The sequence below is a fragment of the uncultured Ruminococcus sp. genome, assembly GCF_934476685.1.
In the GTDB taxonomy this organism is placed as follows: domain Bacteria; phylum Bacillota; class Clostridia; order Oscillospirales; family Ruminococcaceae; genus Hominimerdicola.
On record NZ_CAKSNX010000002.1, the window covers coordinates 313878 to 337590 of the forward strand.

A 23713-nucleotide genomic window follows, 5' to 3' on the forward strand; every position below is an offset into this window, starting at 1 on the left:
TGACCTTAATAATTGTCGGCTGTTATTAAAGGAAAGGAAACGTAAAATGACGCAGGAAATGCTACTTCAGATCGGTTCACGTTTGATAGTTCTGTTTATGTGCATACCGATCCACGAATTTGCACACGCATGGGCTGCCACAAAAATGGGTGATGATACCCCAAGATATCAGGGCAGATTAACTCTTAATCCATTTGCACATCTTGATCCGCTGGGATCTATCGGTATTCTCTTTTGCGGTTTTGGCTGGGGAAAACCTGTTCAGGTAAATCCGATACGTTTCAAAAAGTATCGCAAGGGTATGGCTATCACAGCTGCGGCAGGTCCGATATCCAATCTTATCTGCGCTTTTGTCGGTATGATAATATATAAGGTACTCTATGGTGCATATTTTAGCAGCGGAGCAGAGGTGCTGTACTGGCTTACATTGATATCAAAGTATATCGTTGTTATCAATATCGGACTTGCAGTATTTAACCTTATACCTGTCGCACCGCTTGACGGCGAAAAGATACTGTCTTATTTTACAGGTCCGAAATTCAATGCATTTATGTATAAGTATCATCAGTATATTTCAATCGGTTTTCTCATACTGCTTTTTGTCGGCGCTCTCAGCGGTCCGATAGCATATCTCCAGTCAGGATTTTTCTGGATAATGGATAAATTGACTTTCTGGGTAGACCCGATAGTAAATATGATCTTCTGAAAGGAATAGGATAAATGACATCAGCTCGGTTTAAGCTGGATATGTTTGAAGGACCTCTTGATCTTCTTCTGCATCTTATCAGCAAGCATAAACTGAATATTTATGATATAGAAATAGCTGTGCTGCTTGAACAGTACCTCGATTATCTCGCTAATCTTGACCATGAGGACTATGAGGACGCTGCGGATTTTCTTGAAATGGCAGCAAGGCTTATCTATATAAAGACCTGTTCACTTCTCCCGCAGGACGAAGAAGCTCATGAACTGAAAAAAGAACTTGAGGGAAGAATAATCGAATATTCGCTTTGCAAAAAAGCTGCTCAGGGACTTGCTGAAAATTATGTGGGCGGAGATGTCTTTGTGCGGTCACCGATAAAATTTCCTGTAAATAAAACCTTTACTGGTGAGCGTGACCCAGAAACACTTCGTGCAGCAATGCTCGGTATCTCCGAAAAAGCAAGAACGGCAAAGCCGCTGAAAGCTAATGTTTTTCAGCCTATTGTTTCTCATAAAATAGTATCGGTCACATCAAAAATCATTTTTATTCTGAAAAAGCTTTATACTGTCGGTGAGTTTGAAATGGATAAACTTTATGACGGCATAAAGGGAAAAAGTGAAAGAGTAGCAACTTTTCTTGCTGTCCTTGAACTTACGAAATCGGGCAGGATATTTTTAAATGATGATAATACGATGATCCGTATGAATTCCATTAGTCATAACAGAAGAAATGCAAAGGTCACATCTGAATATGAGCCGGTCGAAGAACAGCCGACGGTTCAGAATGCTAGTACACAGTCAGAAGCTGTCCCTCTTGAAGAGCTTGATACTTCAAATAGTTTACATAATGAAATTGAATCGGTGAGTACAGCTGAATATGTACAGACTTCTGAAATTGCAACAAGTTATAAGCCTGCCAAGCCTAAAAAGCATTATGCTACGGCAAAAATAGCAGCTGTTGAATGTACAGCACCTATAACAGTACATTCAGATGTTTATTCTCCTGTTGGCGATATTTCAGAAGAACAGGAAGATGAAGTTTTTGAAAAATCTGAAACGGCTGAAAATGAAGTTACTGAGATAGGTGAATATACTGAGGAAACTCCTGACAATTCTGATATTACAGAACCTATTGAAAAAGTTGAGGAAAACAATATGAATGATGTTGATGAGGCTTTGATCGAAGAGCTGGAATTGCTCTCAAAACTGCCTGTGGAAGATATTAGACCTGTTTTCAAACCTAATTATAAAGGTTATATACATTATTACTGGGGATATTCTCCGGAGGGTGATAATGTACAGGGCAACTATTGGAAATACGGACTTTACAGATATTGATAATTTATGAAAGACGTGGTTAGAATATGACTAATGAACAGCTTGTTTGCGCTGTTGAGGCTATACTTTTTGCCAGCGGAGATCCCGTTGAACCTGACAGACTTTGCGCTGCCTGCGGCTGCGGAATAAGCAGGATAGAAGAAGCAATCGAGACGCTTAAAGAAAGATATGAAAACAGCGCAATAGACCTTCTTACGCTGAATGGCAGCTATCAGTTTGCCACAAAGAAGGAATATTCGCAGTATATAAAAAATGCCCTTGAAATAAAACGTAATTCTGCATTGTCACCAGCCGCAATGGAGGCTTTGGCAATAGTAGCATATAACCAGCCTGTAACAAAAGGCTTTGTTGAAAGCGTAAGAGGTGTGGATTCATCGGGCGTTGTAAATTCTCTTGTGGATAAAGGCTTGCTTGCGGAGGCAGGCAGACTTGATCTCCCAGGCAGACCTATCGCATATGAAACTACGGATAATTTTCTTCGTGCTTTCAAGCTTTCCAGCTTAAAAGACCTCCCCGAACTGCCTGAGCAGACAGGTCAGATAACAATGGAAGAGGTTATCGAGAGCGCTGAGAACGATCCCGATAATCCTATAAATCGTGAAAGCGAAAAAGACTAAATATTAAAGGTAATGATTACAGAAATGAGGCGGTGAAAATAGTAGTATTATGGATATTGCTGGGGCTTATTGCCCTTATAGTAGTGCTGCTGCATTTTTCTGTAAGTGTGTATATTAAAGGCGGAGCTGACGGCGAGTTTGTTATAAAAGTCAGATATTTCGGATTTCAGATCTACCCAAGACCGCCTAAAGAAAAAAGAAAACCGAAGAAAAAGCGTCGCAAAAAGAAAGCAAGAAAAAATGTTAAAGAAAAAGATACTTTTACATTTGATGACGCAGGAGATTTTGCTGATGATCTTGAGCAGGAATTGAATGTTCCGCAAACTCAGGCTGATGATATTATCGAAAGCACAGAGCAGATCAATACAGAAAGATATGATAATGCATATGAAACAAAATCGTCAGTCAATGAAGATAAGGCGGACATAAAGAAAGAGCTTACGGAAACAGTTCCGCAGGTTTCTGTAACAAAGGAAAAAGATGATGTAAAAGAAACACAGAAACCAGTTGTGACAAAAAGCTCTGACTCAAAAGATAAGAAAGATAAAAAAGAAAAGAAAAAAATCAAAAAGGCTGAAAAGTCAAAAAAAGAAAAATCAGGCGGAAAGCTTGATGAGATAAAGGCGAAATATAAGCTTATAAAGCCGTATATCCCGCTCGGCTGGAAATCAGTTAAAAAGCTGCTTAAAACTATACGTTTTACCGGTGTGCGCATCAACGTTGTCACAGGCAAGGAGGACGCATATGAGAGTGCAATGTTCTACGGAAAGATACAGGCAGCGTTGTTTAATCTTCTTGCAGTAATTTCGGGGATATTTACGGTTAAAATAAAAGAGGCAAATGTAAACTGCGTTTTCAATGAAAAGAAGTTTGAAGCGCAGGGAGAAACTTTCATAAGAGTGCGCCCAAGTACACTTATCCATATTGCAGTATGTACAGGCGTGAATTTCCTTATTATTTTTATGTCTGAAAGGAAAAAGACTAAAAATAAAAGTAAGAAAAAATCTTTGAACAAGAATTCAGATAACAGCGAAAAGATCAGCGACAGCGGCAAAGCCGCATGATAATTAACAGGAAAGGTTGTTGAATATGAACGAAAACACAAAAATCGAGGGACTTGTAAAAACCGCTCTTGAAAAAGTCCACGAGCTTGCAGAATGTGAAACTGTTGTAGGAAAGCCGATCGTTACAGCGGACGGTACTACAATTATCCCTGTGTCAAAAATATCCGTAGGCTTTGCATCAGGCGGATCTGACCTGCCGACAAAAACGACTAAGGAAACATTTGGCGGAGGTTCAGGCGGAGGAGTAACTATTACTCCTGTTGCTTTTATTGCAGTATATCAGGGTGAAGCAAAGCTTCTGCAGCTCACAGCTAATGCACCTAAGGAAAATGCTGTAATAGATATGGTGCCACAGGTAATTGATAAAATAACATCTTTTATTGACAAGAAAAAAGATTCTTCTGACAATGCTGAAGAATTTTAGATCCTGTTACGGCGACATGATTTTCCATTGAATTATTTTTCTGAGAAAGCATAAACTACCCTTAAAAACAAGGGAAGTGTTTATGTGAATATTTTCAGAAAAATAATATGCCTGTCTGCGGCTTTCTGTTTTGCTGCTGTAATGGTCTATGTGAACACTGCGGAGGTTTATGCAGAGGATCTCAGCAGTATCAGTGCCAAAAGTGCAATAGTTTATGCCCCTGAAACAGGGGATATACTGTTTGAAAAAAATGCTTACGAGAAGCTGCCAATGGCAAGCACAACTAAAATAATGTCTGCGCTCATAGTGCTAGAACAGGACGATATCGACGAGAAATTTGTTGTTGATTCACAGGCGATACAGACAGAAGGCTCTTCAATGGGGCTTAAAGAGGGCGACAAAGTTTCCCTGCGTGATCTGGCTTGCGGAATGTTGCTGCCAAGCGGAAATGATGCCGCTAATGCTGCTGCCGTAATGGTTGCAGGAGATGTTGAAAGCTTTGTTGATATAATGAATCAACGTGCAGAAATTTATGGCTTGGTCAATACTCATTTTGTAACTCCATCGGGTCTTGATGATCACACAGATGAGCATTATTCAACAGCCTATGATATGGCTCTGCTTGCGTCAGAGGCTATGAAAAACCAAGCGTTCAGAGATATCTGCGGACGATCGTCTATAAAACTGAATTTCGGTGATCCGCCATTTGACCGTTGGCTTACTAACTCTAATAAGCTGCTTAAAAGGAGCGACGATATAACAGGCGTTAAGACTGGTTTTACGGATAAAGCGGGAAGATGCCTAGTGTCAGCCTGCAAGCGCAATGGGACGGAACTTATATGCGTGACCTTGAATGCGCCTGATGATTGGAACGACCATATGAAACTTTATGACAGGACATTTGACTTCTTATCAGAACAGCGTATCGATTCTCCATTTGAGGGTATTGAAATCGATGTGGCAGGCGGTGCATCTGATAAGGTCAGGTGTATTACTGAAAGCACTTCGGCAGTTTTGCTTAACAGCAGAGCATCTGAAGTAACGTATAAGGTTTATGTTTCAAGATTCCTTTATGCTCCAGTAGAAAAGAATGATGAAGTCGGCAGGGTAGAGTATTATTATAATGACAGAAAAATTTCAGAAAAGCCGATTCTTGCTGCTGAAAGCGTGGAGTTCAGCCATACTGATGCAGAGCCGTCGGTGCTTGAACATTATTGGTCAAAATTCAAAAGCTTGTTTGAATGTGGATAGTTAAGTTAAAATGCGGTGATCTTAGCCGCATACATAAAAGGAGAAGTTATGGAAAAAGTAAGAATACAGAAAATAATTGCAGAAAGCGGTATGTGTTCCAGAAGAAAAGCTGAGGAATTTATCGCAGCCGGAAAAGTTAAAGTTAATGGTCATCCATGCAGTCTGGGCGACAAAGCGATTCCAGGCAAAGACCTTATTACCGTTGACGGAAACAAGATCTTAGTTGCAAAGCGCAGAAATCTATATTACATCATGCTCCACAAGCCAAGAGGATATGTAACGACTATGAATGATGAGCTTGACAGAAAGTGCGTTACCGAGCTGCTTTCTGATTTTCCTGAAAGAGTTTATCCAGTGGGAAGACTGGATAAGAACTCAGAAGGTCTGCTGCTGCTCACAAATGACGGTAATTTTGCAAATGATATCATGCATCCGTCAAAGCATGTTTCAAAAACATATCGTGTTACAGTACGTCCTGACATAAATGATGAACAGCTTGTACAGCTTGCGTCTGGTGTTGTTATCGACGGCAGAAAAACAGCTGAATGTTCCGTAGTTGTATTGGACAAGCAGCCTGGTAGAGTAGTCCTTCAGATGACGATACATGAGGGCAGAAACAGACAGATCAGAAAAATGTGTGAGGCAGTAGGACTTGAAGTCGCAAGACTTAAACGTACAGCTATCGGTCCGTTAAAGCTTGGTATGCTCCAACCCGGAGAATACAGAGAGCTTAAACCTGACGAACTCAGAGCTATAAGAACAGCAATTTCAAAATAATTAAAGGGAGCATTTCGCTAATTGAAATGCTCCCTTTTGTCTGCGCTAAATTTTGATCTCTGACAGAACTTCTCCGACTTTTTCGTGTATGACCAGATCAGCCTGACTGTCCATAGGCGTAGCGTCACGGTTTATAAGCACAAGATTTCTTCCTCTGAAATATCTCACCATACCTGCCGCAGGGTACACCGTAAGTGATGTGCCTGCAATGATAAGTGTATCACAATTCTCTATCTGTTTTACAGCCTCGGTAACTGTGTTGTTGTCAAGTCCCTCTTCATAAAGCACCACATCAGGCTTTATCACACCTCCGCAGGAGCAGGTCGGTATACCCTCTGAATTCAGGATATCCTCAGCAGTATAAAATCTTCCACATTCCATGCAGTAGTTTCTCAGCACCGAACCATGGAGTTCCAATACATTCTGACTTCCTGCCGCCTGATGAAGTCCGTCTATGTTCTGAGTGATAACTGCGCTTAAAATGCCTTTCTTCTCCATTTCAGCAAGCTTTAAATGTGCCTTATTAGGCTTAGCGGAAAGGCAAAGCATCTTATCACGATAAAATCTGTAAAACTCATCTGTTTTCTTCATAAAGAATGTGTGGCTGAGTATCTCTTCGGGCGGATAATCATATTTCTGATTATATAAACCATCAACAGAGCGAAAGTCAGGAATACCACTCTCCGTTGAAACTCCTGCACCGCCGAAAAATACTATCCTTTTTGAACTGTTTACGATCTCCTGCAAAGTCATAGTTTTCCCTCCAGTATTATGTGACAGAGTAATTTTTTTCTGTGTGCCTTTTCTATGCACCTTGACTTTTATTTGTGATTTTTCCTGCAAGGCGGTGTCACGGATAAGTTTTGTATCAAATGACCGCAGCTTTTTGTCATACAGTACATATTTAGTACAGGTCTTTCTTGTGTTTTGTCTTATATAGCCGCTGGCTTCTTTAAAGCTGTCCGTGTTCAGCATTATGCGTCCGCTGAATTTGTCATAAACCGTATACCGCTTTGAGTATCCGAAATCTATCGAATCATCAATATACATTGTGATAATCATACTATGGTAATGATCCCAGTATGAATCTGCCCCCGTTTCAAGTTATATTCCTGATATTACCCCTACAAATATTTTATCACTATGCAAATATGTTGTCAAGCTGTTGATTTCGACAAAAATCTACATATAAAAACGCACAGGTCCATTTGAAAAGCTTTCCTGTGCGTTTTTATATTTTATTTTACCATTACCATGACCACAGGGGAGAAACTGCCGACTTTTTTCTCGCCATTAAGTACATAAGCACCTCTTACTTTAACAAATCTCAGACAGGTTTTAGGAAGTCCGCTTACTGTGCAGGAAGTATCCTTAACTTCTGTGAGCTTTGTAAAGCTGCCTTCTTTTCCTGTTGAAGAAATGTATATCTCATAAGATGAAATACCGTTCAGTGCTTTCCATGAAGCGCTTATGCTTCCGCTTTTAGTCGATGACGCAGTCATAGTAGTTTTTGCGGGAAGAGTTTTTTCTGAAAGCGTACTTGAATATGAACCGAATACAGACTTTCCGTCATAGAGTCTGTAAGCTCTGACTTTGTATTTGTATACAGTTCCGCCGGAAAGCTTGCTGTCAACGAATTTCAATGCAGATGTTGTTCTGATCTTATCCCATTTTGCAGTTGAACTGTTGTATCTGTAAACTTCATATCCGTCAGCACCGCTTACAGCTGACCATGATATTCTTAACTCATTATCAAGCACAACTGTTGTTTTAAGATTTTTGACCTGTGCAGGAATGATCCTGAAAGTAACAGTCTTGCTGCCTGTGTAATAGCCTTTTCCTGTAAGCTTTACAGTGGCAGTTCCTGTACTTACATTGTTTGAGTAAGCCACATTGTAGTCATTTGTGCTGCTGAGTTTTTTGCCGTCAAGGGTTATTGTTACAGCAGGTTTGTGAGCAGAACCATTGTATGTTCTGTCAGGGATAGATGTAGCCGAAGCTTTGGAGATAGGTGTAGTTACTTTAACGTTACAGGTAGCAACCTTTCCGCCTGTTGTAGTGGCGGATATTTTTGCAGTACCTAAAGCTTTAGCGGTTATCTTGCCGTCCTTTACCGTTGCAACGGAAGTGTTTGATGATTTCCAGACTACCGAATCTGTGATCGTTCCTGTTACATTGCCTGTCATAGCAGCTTTTATAGTCTTAGATGAACCCTTTGCAACTGAGCATGATGATGTGTCAAGCTTGACAGACTTTGCAGGATTTACGCTTATCTGTATTGTCTTTGAAGATGTGTTGCCGAATTTATCTACAGCTGTTGCTTTTATCTTGTATGTGCCTGCAATGCCGTTGTGATTTGCAAGAAGTACGCTGTAAGATGCGGTAGAACCGCTGAGTTTTGCCGTATAAGTTTTCTTGTATGAACTGCCGCTGACAGGCGTTACTTCAAATGTGACCTTGCTTATGCCGCCGACATCTACTGCCTTTGTGCTTACATCAAATCCCTTTGCATTGATATTTTCTGCTTTTAGAGATGAAATAACAGGGGAGTCTGCGTCAATGTATTTCTTTACTGATTTTGCAATATAATTTCCTGCGGCATCATATGCTGTAAAAGCAACTGTGTATGTTCCGCTTGTACCGCCAAAATCAGCTATTTTAAGAACATATTTAAAGTTGGAAGAAGGGTTTGTGTAAGTTTTATATGTAGTAGTTCCGCTTGGAACTGTAATGCCTACCTTTACTTTGGAAACAGCCTTGTTGTCTGTTATGCTTGCTGATGCAGTAAATCCGCTTGATGTAACCGAGCTTGCTGCCATGTTGGATATTACAGGAGCAGTCTTGTCAGCCTCTTCAGCAGGAGCTGTTCCTGGGAGCGACTGTGCCTTGCCGTCAATATAGAGTCTGTAATAATAGTGTCTGTCTTTGATAAGTTTTCTGTTTACTACTGTATATACTGTTCTGTCATCACCTGTGCCTGATGACCATTTGTAATTCTGCTCGATTATTGTGACTTCATCGCCTGAACAGCTTTTTACGATAGCAACGTGTGAATAATCCTTATCCTGCATTATATCACCAGGCTGAGGAGTTTCTACCGCACGGAGTTCAACATTCTTTCCCCAGCAGTAAACGTCAGGCTTATCATCTATAATGTTTATGTTGTATACTGTTACGCCGAACAGCTCGCTGTAAAAACGTGATACATATCCTGCACAGCTGTATTCGCCGACATCTGAGTATGTAGTCACATACATTGCGTCAATGCCATAAAAGCTGTCAACTACCTGACCTTCATGATCTACCGTAATAGTTTTTTCAGTGTAACCGGCAGCAGAAGCAGTCAATGAAACTGATCTGTCAAGCATACTGCCGCATGACATACCAGACATGAATATAGAAATTATCAGAAAAAATATAATAAGTACCGTAACTTTTGCTGTCTGCCTGTGCTGTATGTTCATAGTGGCTGTTCCTCCTTGATTTATTTATAACCAAAAATATTTTGTGAAGATGAAGAATTTGGTTAAATATATACATATTTTAATACGATAGTTTTAGAATATCACAAAGGTTACAAAATGACAACAGATTTTCTCCCTGTTCTCCTATTTGCACTAAAACATTCTGCATTTTGCACAATTAAAAAGGAAATATATTCCCAAAACCGCCTAGATGCGAGATTTTGTGACGTTTTTAATTTGTTTTAACTTTGTAACTTTTTAAACTTTGACGGAGAAAAACTGCAAATATAATCGTTTAAGCTGGATAAAATAACGTTTAACAAAAAGTTTGTGCATTTCAGAGAAAATTTTTTAAGGTATTTACAAAATCAAATATTTTGTGCTATAATAAATAAGTATGCAATCAAAAAGATCTTAATTTACAGAAAGGAAGCTGACAATGGCAGGCAAGACTACCAAAAAAGAATACGGCAATGAGGATATAGAACTGCTGAAAGGCGCTGACCGAGTAAGAAAGCGTCCGGCAGTAATTTTTGGCTCAGACGGCATAGACGGCTGCCAGCATTCGGTATTTGAGATACTCTCCAACTCCATTGACGAGGCGAGAGATGGTCATGGCAGCAAGATAATCGTTACACAGTATAACGATAACTCTATTGAAGTCGAGGACTTCGGAAGAGGCTGTCCCGTAGACTATAATCAGCGTGAAAAAAGATATAACTGGGAGCTTGTTTACTGTGAACTTTACGCAGGCGGCAAGTATAATAATAACAGCGGCGAAAACTATGAATATTCTCTCGGACTTAACGGACTGGGCGCTTGTGCTACTCAGTATTCATCTGAGTATATGGACGTTGAGGTATACCGTGACGGATATAAATACGATCTTCACTTTGAAAAGGGCGCAAACGTAGGCGGACTGAAAAAGGAAGAGATAAAGAGCAAGAAAACAGGTACAAAAACACGCTGGCGTCCTGACCTTGAAGTTTTTACCGATATAAATATACATCGTGAGTTCTTTGAAGACGTCATGAAAAAGCAGGCTGTGGTAAACCCCGGCATTTCATTTGTACTCAGGATCCAGCGTAAGAATAATTCTTTTGAAGAACAGACTTTTTACTATGAAAACGGTATTGCCGATTACGTTAAGGAAATAGCAGGAGAAGATTCCCTTACTTCTGTTCAGTATTTCACAGGCGACAGAAAGGGACGTGACAGAGAGGATAAGGACAATTATAAGGTAAAGCTCTCCGTTGCATTTACTTTTTCAAATAAAGTGAAGCAGATAGAATATTTCCATAACTCAAGCTTTCTTGAGCATGGCGGTTCACCGGAGGACGCTGTAAAATCAGCTTTTGTTTCACAGATAAATGCTTATCTGAAAAACAATAATAAATATAATAAAAATGAAAAGCCTATAACTTTTCAGGATGTAGAAGATTGTCTGGTGCTTGTTTCAAGTTCATTTTCTACACAGACTTCTTATGCTAACCAGACTAAAAAAGCTATAACAAATAAATTTATCAAGGAATGTATGACTGAGTTCCTTAAGCATAACCTTGAAATTTACTTTATCGAAAATCCTGATGAAGCCATAAAGATAGCTGAACAGGTGCTTGTAAATAAGAGAAGCCGTGAAAGTGCTGAAAGCTCACGTCTTAACCTTAAAAAGAAATTGCAGGGTACTATCGATCTGTCTAATCAGGTACAGAAGTTCGTTGACTGCCGTTCTAAGGACCTTTCAAAGAGAGAGCTTTATATAGTGGAGGGCGACTCGGCTCTCGGCTCTGTAAAGCTTGCTAGAGATGCGGAGTTTCAGGCTGTTATCCCTGTTAGAGGAAAGATACTGAACTGTCTTAAAGCCGACTATGATAAAATCTTTAAAAATGAGATAATCACAGACCTTATAAAGGTGCTTGGCTGCGGAGTTGAGGTAAATACTGGCAAGAAAAAAGATCTTTCACAGTTCAGCCTTGATAACCTGCGTTGGAATAAGATAGTTATATGTACCGATGCGGACGTTGACGGTTTTCAGATAAGAACACTTATACTGACTATGCTTTACAGGCTTACTCCTACACTTATAGAGAAGGGCTATGTCTATATTGCAGAGTCACCGCTCTTTGAGATAACAACAAAGGATAAGACTTATTTTGCCTATGACGAGCCTGAAAAGGATAAGATACTTAAAATGATAGGTAATAAGAGCTTTACTCTCCAGCGTTCAAAAGGACTTGGTGAGAACGAAGCCGAAATGATGAGCCTTACAACAATGAATCCTGAAACCAGAAGACTTATAAAGGTAAATCCTGATGATGTTGAGCAGACCCAGTGGATGTTCAATATGCTGTTGGGCGATGATCTTGCAGGCAGAAAGGAATTTATCACAAATAACGGTGCAGACTATCTCGAAATGGCGGATATTTCTTAACCCCATAGACATAAAAATCTGAGAAAGGAAAAATCTTATGGCAAGAAAAAAAGCAGAGCCTAAAAAGCCTGCCGCCCATAAGATCGACGCTTATATAGAAGGCGCAGGTCTTGTGGCTGAAGAAAAAATCACTCAGACTCTTGAAAAAAACTATATGCCGTATGCAATGAGCGTAATTGTTTCAAGAGCTTTCCCTGAGATCGACGGCTTTAAGCCTTCACATAGAAAATTGCTTTATACAATGTATAAGATGGGACTTCTGAACGGCAAACTTACAAAGTGCGCAAACATTGTCGGAGCGACCATGCGTCTTAATCCACACGGCGACGGTGCGATATATGAAACTCTTGTAAGACTGTCCAGAGGCAATGAGGCGCTTTTGCATCCGTATATCCTTAGTAAAGGTAACTTTGGTAAAGCCTATTCAAGAGATATGGCATATGCTGCATCAAGATATACTGAGGCAAAGCTTGAACCAATCTGTGAAGAGCTTTTTAAGGATATAGATAAGGAAACAGTCGATTTTGTTCCTAACTATGACAATACAATGCAGGAACCTACGCTTTTCCCTGCAAGCTTTCCGACTATTCTTGTAAATGCAAACGTCGGCATCGGCGTGTCAATGGCGTCTGCGGTATGCCCGTTTAATCTCAGCGAGGTTTGTGAAACAGCCATTGCAATAATGAAAAATCCGGATCATAACGTGCTGGATACACTTAAAGGACCTGATTTCCCGGGCGGAGGTTATCTCCTTTATGATGAAGAGGAGCTTGACAAGATATACCGCACAGGCAGAGGCTCTGTAAAGCTCAGAGCAAAATATCGTTATGATGCGTCAGAACGTTGTCTGGAGATACTTGAAATTCCTGCGACCACTACCGTTGAAGCCATAATCGAAAAAATAATCGCTCTTATCAAGGCAGGCAAGATAAGAGAAATATCCTATCTGCGTGACGAAACGGATATCAATGGTCTTAAAATAGGTATAGATCTTAAAAAGGGAACAGATCCGGACAAGCTTATGCAGAAGCTTTATAAGCTTACACCACTTCAGGACAGCTATTCATGCAACTTCAATATCCTTGTGCATGGCTATCCAAAGGTAATGGGAGTTTATCAGATACTTGATGAGTGGATAAAGTTCAGAATGGATTGTGTCAGAAGAAGAGTAAGCTTTGATCTCAAAAAGAAAAAAGAAAAGCTCCATTTACTTAAAGGCCTTGGAAAAATACTTCTCGATATCGACAAGGCTATAAGAATTATCAGAGAAACTGAGGAAGAGGCAGAGGTAGTGCCAAACCTTATGATCGGTTTCGGAATAGATGAGATACAGGCAGAATATGTGGCTGAGATCAAGCTGCGCCATCTCAACAGAGAGTATATTCTTAAAAGAACCGCAGAAACCGATAAGCTTGAAAGTGAGATCGCCGACCTTGAAGAAACTCTTGGCAGCGACAGAAAGATAAAGAATATCATTATAGCTGAGCTTAAAGATGTTATTAAAAAATATGGACAGGAAAGAAAGACCCAGTTCTTCTATAGAACAGATATTGAAGATATAGATGTTGAGGAAGAGATCGAAGATTATCCGTGCAGATTTTTCCTGTCACAAAGCGGATATTTTAAAAAGTGTACAATGCAGTCGCTTAGAATGGCAAGCGATCAAAAACTTAAAGAAGGCGATGTTATGTCGCAGGAAATAGAGTCGTCAAATAAGGCTGAACTTCTCTTCTTCTCAGACAAGGCTAACGTCTATAAGACAAAAGCATCGCAGTTCAAAAATACCAAAGCGAGCGATCTCGGAGATTATATCCCTGCTGTTCTCTGCTTTGACAGCGGCGAGGGAGTAAAGGCTCTGATAGAAACCGCTGATTATTCCGGATATCTTATATTTATCTACGATAACGGAAAAGCAGCCAAAGTTCCTCTTAACGCTTATGAAACAAAAACAAACCGCAAGAAGCTTACAAATGCTTATTCAGATAAGGCTGCACTTACAGCGGTCATATTCGTTAAGGAAAATGCAGAGATAATGCTGAGGACTTCAAACGGCAGAGCAATGATATTTGATACAGCTCTTCTTATGCCGAAAGCAACAAGAAATACTGTGGGCGTTCAGGTAATGACTCTGAAAGCCAAATCTGCTTTTGTGGAAAAGGCTTATCTTGTAGATACTAATGAAACAGCAGATCTGAAAAAATTCAGAAGCAAGACTATACCTGTTGCAGGCTGCCTTGCAAAGGATCTTGAAGACCCCGATCAGATGACATTTTAACAAAATAAGACGTTCGGAAAATCGCTTATCCGAACGTCTTAATTTTTTATGCATTAATTAAATAATTACTTCCAGAGTTTCTCCGGGTAAACTCCGTCTTCAATAAGCTTTGCAATAGCATTCTTAACGCTTGGCTTATCCTCAGCATAAGTTACGCCGAACCATTTGTCATTGCTTTCAAGAAGCTCACAGGTCGCTTCACCATGCTTTATCATATAATCTATGCCCTCAGGCAGGAGAAATTCAGCCTTTATGTTGTTCTGATTCTTCTTAAGAAATTCTACAAAAAGCTCGTTTATTCTGTCAATGAACTTAACAGGGCAACCCCACATATTCATAGATACATAACAGTTCTCGCTGAGTTCGTTGCTCTCATTCTCACCCGAATAAACCTTTCCGTCAGCTTCACGGCGGATATTGTATGTTTCAACAACGTCCTCAAGCATATTATTCTCGTCGATCTTGCATACGCCTCTGTTTACTGAACCAAAATCACTGAGAGTGTTTTTAAGAACAAAACCGGCCATAGCAAGGCTTATCTTATCATCATCGTGATCTTCAACAAGAAAATCATGAAGCTTTACAAAAGCTTCTTTGCCATAGAAGTCGTCAGCGTTTATAACAGCAAAAGGCTCGTTTACAACGCCCTTGCAGCAGCATACTGCATGACCATGTCCCCAAGGCTTTACTCTGTCCTCAGGAAGTGAAAAACCTTCAGGCAGACAAGTAAGCTCCTGATAAACATAATCCACCTTGACATACTTTGAGATCCTGTTGCCGATCATCTCATCAAAAGCCTTTCTTATGTCCTCTCTGATAATGAAAACAACTTTGTCAAATCCAGCCTCAACAGCATCGTAAATAGAGTAATCCATAATGATCTCGCCATTAGGTCCGAATGGCTCAAGCTGCTTTATACCGCCTTTGAAACGGCTGCCAAGACCTGCTGCCATGATAACCAATGTACATCCCATAATTCTGATCTCCAATCCTATTATTATTTTGTTCGTAAATTTTCCTTTGATTGTGAACAAATGTTTAATTTTGTCATAGGTTAATTATCTCATATTTCTGCTAATTTGTCAATACTGATTACGTTTTCAGAAATGTAAACATACTCTTAATATTATGAAAGATTGTACATAAAATAATAAAACTAAACAGTTGACAAATGTTAAGTAATGTACTATAATGATTATCAGCATAAAATATGCCATTATTATATTAGAAACGGAGGCAGTCCGAATGTGTGTATCACATCGGTTCGGACGTTGATATATGGCTAAAACAGCATTGATAACAGGAGCAAGTTCTGGAATAGGAAGCGCTATTGCAGAACAGCTGAGCAACAGAGGTTTTAAAGTTATCCTTTGTGCAAGGCGTGAGGAAAGACTTCTGGAGGTCGCTGAAAAGCTTAACGGCGAAAGCAGAGTAATAGTATGTGATCTTTCAAAAGTGAGCGAATGTGAAAGACTTTATAATGAGGTAAAGGACGAGCGTATCTCTGTACTTGTGAACTGCGCAGGTTTTGGTAAGCTTGGAATGTTTGTCAATATTCCGCTTGAAAGCGAGATAGATATGATAAATACAAATGTTACAGCTCTGCATACGCTTACTAAGCTGTTCATTAAAGACTTTGTAAAAGCCGACAGGGGATATATACTTAATGTTGCATCGTCGGCAGGACTTATGCCTGGCGGACCGCTTATGGCAACATATTATGCCACAAAGGCTTATGTGACAAGCCTTACCAGCTCTATATACGGAGAACTTCAGAAAATGCATTCAAACGTGCATATATCTGCCCTCTGCCCAGGACCGGTTGATACAGAATTCAATGATGTGGCACAGTGCAATTTTGCAATAAGGGGCATAACAGCGGAGTTTTGTGCAAGAGCTGCCGTTGACGGTATGTTCTCCCGTGAACTTATAATCATACCTGAGAAGAAAATGCGCTTTGTTGCAGGCGGTTCAAAATTCGTTCCGAGAAAGGTCCTTGTCAGACTTGCATCAGGCGTTCAGAGCAAAAAGTTAAAATAACAAAGTTTAATTACTAAATATAGTTTCAAATATTTATATGCGCCTTGGTATTTTCTCTGTTATTTATAATTTTTGATGTTCAAAATTGTTAAATGTGAATAAGAAAACGTTATCACATTTGTTAAATTAGTCGATTGAAATTTTAAGCAAAATAAAGTATAATACAAGTAACAATTTAAGAAAGGAAGTTTTTATAATGAAACTTAAGAAGATTTTTGCAGGCATGGCTGCTTCAGCTATTGCAATGACTGCTTTTGCTATGTCTACATCAGCTGTTGAACTTGGCGAAGGTGAGAAGGAAACTGATAAATTTAACCTTATTATGATCACAACAGATATCCCTTGCGAAGTTAATGACAATGATGAGGCTGTTGTTGATGGCAACGTTGTTACATGTAAGGATGTTACACTTAAGATGGCAGGAAATGAGTATCAGCTCGCTGTTGCTCCTCATAAGTCTGATGCTAATTATCTTACGTTCCAGCTCATCAATACATACAACAATAAGCTTGACACATTTGATTATGTTATCCCTGGCGAGGGCGATACAATGGAGATCGACTTCACAATCGAAGGTCTTGGCGGCACAGCAGGTAATGCTGGTATCGCATTCCAGACAAATACAACATGGAACTTCCGTAACTGCTATGGTGATGCAAGCCCAGCAACATTCCCAAATGCAACAGTAGGTGTTCAGGGTGCTGCTTATGGTTTTGATACAGCCGTTGACTGCAAGGATACAGAAGTTAATGGTGACGGTACATATTCTATCTCTATCGCTACAAGCGGTGTTATCAACAGTGAGATCCAGAAGTTTGATGACGGTACAGAGAGAAACGGCGACGCTCTTAAGTGGGCTATGAACAAGAGCTATGAGCCACAGGCTGCTGATACTTCTTCTTCAAACGCAGGCAAGGATAACTCTTCCTCAAATGCAGGTAAGGATAATTCTTCCTCAACAGCTGGTAAGGACAGCTCTTCAAAGAGCAGCTCTACATCATCTAAGGCTGGCACAACAGGCACACAGAAGGGTACAACTTCAACATCAGCTGCTGCAACAAGCTCAAAGGCTTCTGACAACACAAATGCAAGCACAGGCGCATCAGCAGGTATTGCTCTTGCAGGTCTTGCACTTGCAGGCGCAGCAATCGTTGTAGCTAAGAGAAAGTAATTAAGTAATATAATTACTGCTGTTAAAAAATAACTAAGGGACTTCCGATAGGAGGTCCCTTTTTTGTGGCGTGTATAGAAAATCAAAAAATGTGTAAAATATACTAGACAAATCAAAATAAATATTGTATAATAATTTTATAGTATCGTTTTAGTGATATTAACTTTTTTATGTGATTGGATGAGGTATTTTTTATGCGAGTAATTACCGGTATGTGCAGAGGAAAAAAACTGAAAACTCTTGAAAATATGGATACCCGTCCGACTACCGATATGGTGAAAGAGGCTATTTTTTCTGCTATCCAGTTTGACGTTGCAGGTTCAAATGTACTTGACCTTTTTGCAGGCAGCGGTCAGCTTGGTATCGAGGCACTCAGCAGGGGTGCAAGCCATTGCGTGTTTGTAGACAAAAATCCTGCAGCAGTTGCTGTTGTAAAAGAAAATATAATGTCCTGTCATCTTAATAATTCTTCACGAGTGCTTAATATGGATAGTATCGAGTACCTCAAAGTCGCTAAAAGTGGTCTGGATATAGCTTTGCTTGATCCTCCGTATAATAATGGATTGATCGAAACGGCTCTGCCTTTGCTTGATCCAAAGCTGAACGAGGGTGCGATAGTTGTCTGTGAGCATGAAAAGGAACTTCAGCTGCCAGAAACAGTTGGCAGATTGGTTCTCCACAAACGATACAAATACGGTAAAATTGCAGTGACAATTTATAAAATACCATCAAAGGATGAGTAATTAATGAGAATAGCTGTTTGTCCGGGCAGTTTTGACCCGGTAACTCTTGGACATCTTGATATTATAAATCGTGCCTCAAAGCTTTTTGATAAAGTCATTGTACTTGTTTCTTTTAATAAAAGTAAGAATACAGCAAGTTTTACATCACGGGAACGTATGGAAATGATAATGGCTGTCACACAACATCTTGACAATGTTGTGGTTGATTGTTATGACGGATTGCTTGCTGACTATCTAAAAATGTCAAATGCAACTGCCATTGTTAAAGGATTGCGAGCAGTGTCGGATTTTGAATATGAATTTCAGATGGCGCTTGCAAATAAAAAGCTTTATAATGATGCCGAAACTGTGTTTCTGACTACAACGGGCGAGAATATGTTCCTTTCTTCAAGCGTTGTTAAGGAGATAGCAAGCTTCGGAGGGGATATTGACGGATTTGTTCCGCCTGAAATTCTTCAAACGATCAAAAACAGACTTTATAAGCCTGAGTAAATTAAATTTTAAATTATAAATCAGATCATGAAAGGACGTAATAATATGAGTGAAGCAAAAGAAAAGAGAGAATACGAAAAGTTTCTTGAAGAATTAGATGAGATCGTGGATACAGCATCTACTGTTCCATTTGCAAATAAAAAAATGATCGACGCTGACCAGATACATGAACTGGTTGACAGAGTTCGTCTTAACATTCCTGACGAGATCAAGCGTGCAAATGATATGGCTAGAGAAAAGGAAGCTATCCTTTCTGATGCAAATAAGGAAGCTGACAATATAATCAGTCAGGCAAGACAGCAGGCTGACGAGCTTCTTAAAGAGGCTAAGGCACAGGCAGATCAGCTTGTTTCTCAGCAGGAGATCATCGGCAGAGCAAATGAATATGCAAAGGCTCAGGCTCAGAGAGCTGACGAAGAAGCTGCCGCTATCCTTAATCAGGCAAGAGAAAAGGAGATCGCTATCAGAGAGGCTATGGTAGAGAATATCAATTCTGCACTTTCAGAAGCTAGTGCAGTTCTCCAGAAGAACCTTGATGCTGTAAACAGCACAAAGGAAGCTATTTCGAGAATAGGTCAGTAATTTTTACTGCGAAAACCAAATATATGTTTAAAGGCGAAAATGATCGATTCATTTCCGCCTTTTTTCTTAATTTTTAACTTTTGGTATTGACAAAGCATAATAATATATGTATAATTAGTTCATAAATATATTACAATTATTTTATATTGTAAGAAAGAGGAACATATATGAAGAGCATAATTATGAAGAAAGCTCTGCCTGCCGCTGTCTGCACAGCTTGTGTTTGCTTTAATGTGATAACATCGAGCGGTGTTGATCTCAGACAGTTCAGAGATTATGATGACGATGAAATGATCTCCGTTATTGTAAAGGTCGATGGAGATCCTGTCCTTGCAGCAGCTGCCGCAGAGGATTATGGTATAGATTATCTTAATACAGACGATGCAAAGGACGCTGAAAAGGACCTCGAAAAAGTCCAGTCACAGGCTGAATGTTATATCGAGGGCTTTTATCCCGACCTTGAAACTGAATACAGCTATACCTCTGTACTCAATGGATTTTCCTGCGAAATTCCTGAAAGTATTGTAGAGGATATCGAAAAGTGTCCTCAGGTAGTCAGTGTTGAAAAGGTTCATAGCTACCGTAAACCTCAGCTTTATAGATCATATGAAATGAACGGTGCTGATAAGTATTATGAAAGTACAGGTTCATATGGTGAGGGCGAAACTATTGCGGTGCTTGATACTGAACTTGATGTAACTCATCCTATGTTTGCACCTATCGATGATAAAGATGTTCAGTTCACAGAGAATGACATAGCCGCCTTTGCCGGATCAGATGAACTTAATGCAGATTTTGACCCTGAAAAGGTCTATGTAAGCAGTAAACTTCCGTTCGTATATAGCTATACAAATGATGATCCGTACAGCGTTGCAGATGAAAATGCTTATCACGGAACTCATGTCAGCGGTATCGCAGCAGGAAATAAAACTATTGATGAAGCAGGCAGAGAAATTTCAGGTGTTGCTCCTGATGCACAAATAGTTTTCATGGATATATTCTCATATGATGAATCGACAGACGACTATCTTGCCGATGATGCAACTATTGCGGCTGCCGTTGAAGATGCTGTAAAACTCAATGTTTCTGTTATAAATCTCAGCCTTGGATCAGATACGGAAAGCTATCAGGGTTCTGTCCTTGATGAGGCTTTTGAGCTTGCAGATAATGCAGGAGTAACTGTATGTGCTGCGGCAGGAAATGAGGCTGACGGCTATCTGACAGCCGGTCAAAACAAGCCAGAGAACGTTGATACTTCAACTGTAAATATGCCGTCGGTATATAACTCTGTTATATCAGTAGCCTCAGCAGACAATATCTATGCGTCTACAAAGCGTTTTGAGTTGTCTGATGGAAGTCTGATAGATTATATTGAGGCTGGAAGCTTTGCGTATGATCTTGATGAACTTGACGATGCAGAGTATGTTTACTGTGGATATGGCAGCTCTGAGGACTTTGAAGATCTTGATTTGGAGAATAAGATCGCTCTTTGCGACAGGGGAGAGGTAGGCTTTGAAGAGAAGTTTTTCAATGCCATTCTATCTGGTGCGGCTGGTCTTATAATTTGTGACAATATTGATGAACCCCTTTTGGATATAAGCAGCTATCAGATCTCAGCTGCGTTTATTTCAAAAGCAGACGGTGATAAGCTTAAAGCGCTGAAAAAGAAAACTATCTCTTATATTGATGGGTGGGGAGATATGGTATCTACTACATCATCAATAAGCAGCTTTTCATCATGGGGAGTCAGCGAAGATCTGAAACTTAAACCTGAAATAACAGGTCTTGGCGGTAATGTTACGTCAGCAGGATATAACGGTGAGTATTGTTCCTTAAGCGGAACTTCTATGGCTACTCCTTATCTTGCAGGCTGCTGCGCTCTTGTAAATGAGTATCTTAAGGAGAGCGGTTCAGATTTGCAGGGAGCGGAGAAAAATCAATATATTAAAAATCTGCTCATGAATTCTGCAAAGCTGTATAAGGACGATAATGGACTTTATATCACACCTAGAAGACAGGGTGCAGGTTTTGTAAGCCTTTCAAATCTTCTTGATGATAAAGTAATTCTTACAGGTGACAGCGGCGAAGCTAAGATCGAGCTGTATGATAAAATAAATGACAGCTTTGATATGAATGTCAACATAAAGAACATAAGCGGTGACACTGTTAAGTTTAAAAATGCTGAACTCGTTCTGACTACCGACGACGTTGGCAATTCTGAAGAGGGTACTGTAATATCCGGAGCAGTTGCTCTTGACTGCACAGCTGATCTGTCATCTCTTAAAACTATTGGCGCAGGCGAAAGCTTAACTGAAAATATCCATGTTGAACTTGATCCGTCACAGCTTGAAGAAATAGCTTCTGTATTTACAAACGGTTTCTTTATTGACGGATATATTCTGCTCAGCGGTGCGAAAAACTGCTGTGATATTTCCATACCTCTCACTGGTTTCAGAGGTGACTGGACGAAAGTTCCGATCTTTGATGAAAATATGTTCTCTGAAAATTCCGTATTAGGTTCTAATTTTGCAGGCACATACATAGGCAATTATCAGACCATAGCAGGACTTTCATTGTCACAGCTCGCTAAAATAATGAAAGATGCAGAAGGTATGTCTATGGAGGAGCTGATTGACGGCATCAGTACTACTTTTGAGGGAGTAGTTCAGAATTTCTATCTCTCACCTAATGAAGATTATATCGGTGATGTTATCAACTACAATTTGAGCAATCTCCGTGAAGCGTATGTAAGCGGCGTAAATATATATGATAAGAGCGGAAATGAGATATTTGCCGATGAAATGTCACCTATGCTTTATGACAGACAATCACAGTTCAATATGTACACATATGTTCCGACAGATATTGCAGACGGAGAATATGTTGGCGAGATATCAGGCTATATAAATTATCCCGGTGCAGAACAGGATCCTCAGAAGCTTACTTTTGATTTTACTGTGGATAATACAGTTCCTAAGATCAATTCTGCTAAACTGTCAGAAGAGAACGGCAGAAAATATGTCACACTTAATGTAAGTGATGATAATATAGAGGGCATCTATGTTCTTGGAAACGGAACAGGCGGAACTGCGGATAAGTATGATCCTGATGATCCGTCAAAGTGCGGATATGATATCGAAACACTTGAACAAACGCTTCAACTTATCTCATTGCTGACTAACAGCGGAGAATCGGACTTCGGTGCTGGTTCGGTAGATATGAAATCTATTATTCCTATAACTCAGTATATTTCTGCTGATTCGGAGAGCAAGGAAGAGTATAAGATAGATTTTCTTGATATTATTCCTGCTGATAAAAATTCTGACGGTACTATGAGTGTAAAATATGATGTTACAGACCTTGAATCTTTCAGCATTTCTGTAATGGATAAGGCTTATAATACAGCTGTCTATGCAGGCGGAGCGCCGGTCGTAGGAGCACTTAAAACTCCTAAGGCTGTCAAGGCAGGAGAAAAACTTGAACTTACTGTTCCTGATGTTGACTCAAATTCAGATAGCAAGTGTTTCTGGCAGATAAGCTTTGACGGAAACAACTGGCAGACTTTTGATCCAGAACAGGTCATGACATCTGAATATAATGGCGCATTTATCAGATATTATGCTGAGAATGAGTTCGGTATAGGTTTCAGCAATGCTGTTAAAATAACCGTAAAGGGTTCAGGTGATAATAAAAACAACGGCGGCATAAAGCCAAACGCTAACGGCAATAAAAATGTTAATTCAGCACCAAGCGAAAACCCTAAAACAGGTACAGCAGCTGCGCTTTATATATCAGCAGCCGCTTTCGGTACAGCTGTGGCTACCGTAAAAGGTAAAAGAAAGAAGAAAAACAGCAAGTAAAAAATAAGGATAAAAGAATCACAGCGGCAGTTTGAAAATTGCCGCTGTTTTTATGTAAAGCCGCAGAATATGCAGACACAATAAAACAAAATAAAGAATATCGGTTTTTGTTTGTATCTGCATAACTGCGGCTCGTTAAGGGAAAACTATTTCATCATCATAGAAATTCCGTCTACTACATCGCCCATTGCATGAAGAGCTTTGCCTGTTCTGCTTTTGAGCATACGCTTATCTCTGGAACTTGCAGTCGTCATAGCGTAAGCAACTGTGCCTGCTGCAATTCCCATTGATATCCCTGTTATAATAGGCTTCATTTTCAAGTTAATCACTTCCTTTCGATATTATTATCGCACGGCAGCCGACTAAAATACAAGGATAATGACGGAAGAAATCTTGGTTCAGATAAACTTAATCATAAATTTTATCCGTTCAGAATATTTATGATATGCACAAAACAATTTAATAGTTTATCTCTAAAACGT

At 39.7% G+C, this 23713-nt stretch carries 19 protein-coding genes; 15 read left to right on the forward strand and 4 right to left on the reverse strand.

Going from position 1 to position 23713, the window contains the following annotated elements; translation table 11 throughout:
* The first annotated feature begins 46 nt into the window (after nucleotides 1–46).
* The 7 genes from Q0E19_RS03910 (at nucleotide 47) to Q0E19_RS03940 (ending at nucleotide 6173) form a co-directional block, all read left to right on the forward strand.
* Complete coding sequence (locus tag Q0E19_RS03910; RefSeq protein ID WP_294407659.1) at nucleotides 47–706, forward strand: site-2 protease family protein; 660 nt, start codon at nucleotides 47–49, stop codon at nucleotides 704–706.
* Between the two features lie 14 nt (nucleotides 707–720).
* On the forward strand, nucleotides 721–2040 hold the full coding sequence (locus tag Q0E19_RS03915) for a segregation/condensation protein A (RefSeq protein WP_294407660.1): 1320 nt from the start codon (nucleotides 721–723) through the stop codon (nucleotides 2038–2040).
* A 26-nt stretch (nucleotides 2041–2066) separates the two neighbouring features.
* Entirely contained in the window at nucleotides 2067–2657 is a 591-nt protein-coding gene (scpB, locus tag Q0E19_RS03920) for an SMC-Scp complex subunit ScpB (RefSeq protein ID WP_294407661.1), read from the forward strand.
* A 32-nt stretch (nucleotides 2658–2689) separates the two neighbouring features.
* Entirely contained in the window at nucleotides 2690–3721 is a 1032-nt protein-coding gene (locus Q0E19_RS03925) for a DUF2953 domain-containing protein (RefSeq protein WP_294407662.1), read from the forward strand.
* Between the two features lie 25 nt (nucleotides 3722–3746).
* Entirely contained in the window at nucleotides 3747–4145 is a 399-nt protein-coding gene (gene ytfJ / locus Q0E19_RS03930; RefSeq protein WP_294407663.1) for a GerW family sporulation protein, read from the forward strand.
* Nucleotides 4146–4229: 84 nt separating this feature from the next.
* Nucleotides 4230–5396 (forward strand): D-alanyl-D-alanine carboxypeptidase family protein, encoded by a 1167-nt coding sequence (locus Q0E19_RS03935; RefSeq protein WP_294407664.1) that lies wholly within the window; start codon nucleotides 4230–4232, stop codon nucleotides 5394–5396.
* 48 nt (nucleotides 5397–5444) lie between these two features.
* On the forward strand, nucleotides 5445–6173 hold the full coding sequence (locus tag Q0E19_RS03940; RefSeq protein ID WP_294407665.1) for a pseudouridine synthase: 729 nt from the start codon (nucleotides 5445–5447) through the stop codon (nucleotides 6171–6173).
* 45 nt (nucleotides 6174–6218) lie between these two features.
* On the opposite strand, the gene Q0E19_RS03945 is transcribed toward Q0E19_RS03940, so the two are convergent.
* Together Q0E19_RS03945 and Q0E19_RS03950 are read right to left on the reverse strand one after the other, a co-directional pair.
* On the reverse strand, nucleotides 6219–6926 hold the full coding sequence (locus Q0E19_RS03945) for an NAD-dependent protein deacylase (protein ID WP_294407791.1): 708 nt from the start codon (nucleotides 6924–6926) through the stop codon (nucleotides 6219–6221).
* A gap of 485 nt (nucleotides 6927–7411) precedes the next feature.
* Nucleotides 7412–9637: a CHAP domain-containing protein gene (locus Q0E19_RS03950; protein ID WP_294407666.1), complete on the reverse strand. Its 2226-nt coding sequence runs from the start codon at nucleotides 9635–9637 to the stop codon at nucleotides 7412–7414.
* A 439-nt stretch (nucleotides 9638–10076) separates the two neighbouring features.
* Here Q0E19_RS03950 and Q0E19_RS03955 point away from each other — a divergent pair, with 439 nt between their 5' ends.
* Together Q0E19_RS03955 and Q0E19_RS03960 are read left to right on the forward strand one after the other, a co-directional pair.
* Nucleotides 10077–12068: a toprim domain-containing protein gene (locus Q0E19_RS03955; RefSeq protein WP_294407667.1), complete on the forward strand. Its 1992-nt coding sequence runs from the start codon at nucleotides 10077–10079 to the stop codon at nucleotides 12066–12068.
* Nucleotides 12069–12105: 37 nt separating this feature from the next.
* A complete protein-coding gene (locus Q0E19_RS03960) occupies nucleotides 12106–14343 on the forward strand; it encodes a DNA topoisomerase (ATP-hydrolyzing) subunit A (RefSeq protein ID WP_294407669.1) in 2238 nt (745 codons plus the stop codon).
* A 65-nt stretch (nucleotides 14344–14408) separates the two neighbouring features.
* Here Q0E19_RS03960 and Q0E19_RS03965 read toward each other — a convergent pair whose 3' ends face one another.
* Nucleotides 14409–15317 carry a sugar phosphate nucleotidyltransferase gene (locus Q0E19_RS03965; RefSeq protein WP_294407670.1) on the reverse strand — a complete coding sequence of 303 codons (909 nt, stop codon included), beginning with the start codon at nucleotides 15315–15317 and terminating at the stop codon, nucleotides 14409–14411.
* Between the two features lie 304 nt (nucleotides 15318–15621).
* Here Q0E19_RS03965 and Q0E19_RS03970 point away from each other — a divergent pair, with 304 nt between their 5' ends.
* From Q0E19_RS03970 to Q0E19_RS03995, 6 genes are all read left to right on the forward strand, one after another.
* Complete coding sequence (locus Q0E19_RS03970) at nucleotides 15622–16383, forward strand: SDR family oxidoreductase (RefSeq protein ID WP_294407671.1); 762 nt, start codon at nucleotides 15622–15624, stop codon at nucleotides 16381–16383.
* 196 nt (nucleotides 16384–16579) lie between these two features.
* The gene (locus tag Q0E19_RS03975) at nucleotides 16580–17554 is read left to right on the forward strand and encodes an NPXTG-anchored protein (protein WP_294407672.1); all 975 of its coding nucleotides are present in this window, start codon (nucleotides 16580–16582) and stop codon (nucleotides 17552–17554) included.
* Between the two features lie 194 nt (nucleotides 17555–17748).
* Nucleotides 17749–18297 (forward strand): 16S rRNA (guanine(966)-N(2))-methyltransferase RsmD, encoded by a 549-nt coding sequence (rsmD, locus tag Q0E19_RS03980; protein WP_294407674.1) that lies wholly within the window; start codon nucleotides 17749–17751, stop codon nucleotides 18295–18297.
* 3 nt (nucleotides 18298–18300) lie between these two features.
* On the forward strand, nucleotides 18301–18789 hold the full coding sequence (coaD, locus tag Q0E19_RS03985) for a pantetheine-phosphate adenylyltransferase (RefSeq protein WP_294407675.1): 489 nt from the start codon (nucleotides 18301–18303) through the stop codon (nucleotides 18787–18789).
* 45 nt (nucleotides 18790–18834) lie between these two features.
* Complete coding sequence (locus Q0E19_RS03990) at nucleotides 18835–19371, forward strand: hypothetical protein (RefSeq protein ID WP_294407677.1); 537 nt, start codon at nucleotides 18835–18837, stop codon at nucleotides 19369–19371.
* 167 nt (nucleotides 19372–19538) lie between these two features.
* Entirely contained in the window at nucleotides 19539–23231 is a 3693-nt protein-coding gene (locus tag Q0E19_RS03995) for a S8 family serine peptidase (RefSeq protein WP_294407678.1), read from the forward strand.
* 146 nt (nucleotides 23232–23377) lie between these two features.
* Here Q0E19_RS03995 and Q0E19_RS04000 read toward each other — a convergent pair whose 3' ends face one another.
* Entirely contained in the window at nucleotides 23378–23545 is a 168-nt protein-coding gene (locus Q0E19_RS04000) for a hypothetical protein (protein ID WP_294407679.1), read from the reverse strand.
* Nucleotides 23546–23713: the final 168 nt, after the last annotated feature.

What these genes read in the sequence shown, in the direction of transcription:
- Q0E19_RS03915 (WP_294407660.1), top strand. Translation starts at nt 721, where the DNA reads ATGACATCAGCTCGGTTTAAGCTGGATATGTTTGAAGGACCTCTTGAT.
- Q0E19_RS03965 (WP_294407670.1), bottom strand. Translation starts at nt 15,317, where the DNA reads ATGGGATGTACATTGGTTATCATGGCAGCAGGTCTTGGCAGCCGTTTC.
- coaD (WP_294407675.1), top strand. Translation starts at nt 18,301, where the DNA reads ATGAGAATAGCTGTTTGTCCGGGCAGTTTTGACCCGGTAACTCTTGGA.
- Q0E19_RS03940 (WP_294407665.1), top strand. Translation starts at nt 5,445, where the DNA reads ATGGAAAAAGTAAGAATACAGAAAATAATTGCAGAAAGCGGTATGTGT.
- Q0E19_RS03910 (WP_294407659.1), top strand. Translation starts at nt 47, where the DNA reads ATGACGCAGGAAATGCTACTTCAGATCGGTTCACGTTTGATAGTTCTG.
- ytfJ (WP_294407663.1), top strand. Translation starts at nt 3,747, where the DNA reads ATGAACGAAAACACAAAAATCGAGGGACTTGTAAAAACCGCTCTTGAA.
- Q0E19_RS03950 (WP_294407666.1), bottom strand. Translation starts at nt 9,637, where the DNA reads ATGAACATACAGCACAGGCAGACAGCAAAAGTTACGGTACTTATTATA.
- Q0E19_RS03955 (WP_294407667.1), top strand. Translation starts at nt 10,077, where the DNA reads ATGGCAGGCAAGACTACCAAAAAAGAATACGGCAATGAGGATATAGAA.
- Q0E19_RS03960 (WP_294407669.1), top strand. Translation starts at nt 12,106, where the DNA reads ATGGCAAGAAAAAAAGCAGAGCCTAAAAAGCCTGCCGCCCATAAGATC.
- rsmD (WP_294407674.1), top strand. Translation starts at nt 17,749, where the DNA reads ATGCGAGTAATTACCGGTATGTGCAGAGGAAAAAAACTGAAAACTCTT.
- Q0E19_RS03970 (WP_294407671.1), top strand. Translation starts at nt 15,622, where the DNA reads ATGGCTAAAACAGCATTGATAACAGGAGCAAGTTCTGGAATAGGAAGC.
- Q0E19_RS03990 (WP_294407677.1), top strand. Translation starts at nt 18,835, where the DNA reads ATGAGTGAAGCAAAAGAAAAGAGAGAATACGAAAAGTTTCTTGAAGAA.
- scpB (WP_294407661.1), top strand. Translation starts at nt 2,067, where the DNA reads ATGACTAATGAACAGCTTGTTTGCGCTGTTGAGGCTATACTTTTTGCC.
- Q0E19_RS03945 (WP_294407791.1), bottom strand. Translation starts at nt 6,926, where the DNA reads ATGACTTTGCAGGAGATCGTAAACAGTTCAAAAAGGATAGTATTTTTC.
- Q0E19_RS03975 (WP_294407672.1), top strand. Translation starts at nt 16,580, where the DNA reads ATGAAACTTAAGAAGATTTTTGCAGGCATGGCTGCTTCAGCTATTGCA.
- Q0E19_RS04000 (WP_294407679.1), bottom strand. Translation starts at nt 23,545, where the DNA reads ATGAAGCCTATTATAACAGGGATATCAATGGGAATTGCAGCAGGCACA.
- Q0E19_RS03995 (WP_294407678.1), top strand. Translation starts at nt 19,539, where the DNA reads ATGAAGAGCATAATTATGAAGAAAGCTCTGCCTGCCGCTGTCTGCACA.